1 protein-coding gene is annotated in these 1,013 nt (G+C 75.8%); it reads right to left on the bottom strand.

Going from position 1 to position 1,013, the window contains the following annotated elements; genetic code table 11:
- On the bottom strand, positions 1–1,013 hold a 1,013-nt coding region (locus tag G3I65_RS30995; protein WP_160699244.1), incomplete at both ends, for an acyltransferase domain-containing protein.

The raw sequence follows: 1,013 nt of genomic DNA, 5'->3' as shown, positions 1-1,013 counted from the left end.
CCTGGCCGTCCGCCTCGCCGGTGGCCAGCACCAGCCAGTGGCCGCCGGGTTCCGGGGCCGGCAGGCGGAGCGGCTTCCAGTCCTCGCGGTAGCGCCACGCGTCGAGCGTCGAAGCCACCGTGCTGCGCCGCCGCCACGACGACAGCGCGGGCAGCAGGTCGTCCAAAGCGGACCGCTGCGTGTCGCCGAGGTCCAGCAGGGCCGCCAGTTCCGCGCGGTCCCCGCGGCCGATCGCCGCCCACAGCTCGTCCCCGGCCGGGGTCTCGCCGCCGTCGCCGCGCCGTTCGGGCGGGGCCGCCTCGACCCAGTACGTGTCGCGCTGGAAGGCGTAGGTCGGCAGGTCGACGGCCGCCCCCTGGCCGAACACCGTGGTCCAGTCCACGGGCAGGCCGTGGGCGTGCGCTTCGGCCAGCGACCGCAGGAACCGTTCCGGGCTGCCGTCCTCGCGCCGCAGCGTGCCGAGGCTGACCGCGTCGGCGTGCTCCTGCTCGGCCAGCTCGTTGATGCCCGGCGTGAGCACCGGGTGCGCACTGGCCTCCAGGAACGCGCCGTACTCGTCACCGAGCAGCTCGACGACGGTCGCGGCGAACTCCACCGGGGCACGCAGGTTGCGGCACCAGTACTCGCCGTCGAGCTCGGCGGGGTCGAGGCGGGCCGCGGTCACCGTCGAGTAGAACGGCACCGACGCCGGCTGGGGCCACACCGGGGCGAGCAGCTCCCGCAGCTCGTCGAGGATGCCGTCGACCTGCGGCGAGTGGGCGGCGAAGTCGACGTCGCCGAGCTGCCAGCGCTGGACGCCGGCCCGGGACAGGCGCCGCTCGAACTCGGTCAGCGCCGCGGGCTCGCCGGCGACGGTGACCGTGCGCGGGCCGTTGACCGCGGCGACCGCGATCCGGTCCGCCAGGTCACCGACCAGCGCCCGGACCTCCTCGGCCGAGCCCAGCACCGACAGCATCGCGCCGTGGCCGGACAACCGGTCCCGGATCAGCCTGCTGCGCAGTGCCACGATCCGG

The sequence above is a fragment of the Amycolatopsis sp. SID8362 genome (assembly GCF_010550475.1).
Lineage (GTDB): Bacteria > Actinomycetota > Actinomycetes > Mycobacteriales > Pseudonocardiaceae > Amycolatopsis > Amycolatopsis eburnea.
Note: the sequence above shows the minus strand (reverse complement) of the source record. Positions and strands in the feature narration are given on the sequence as shown.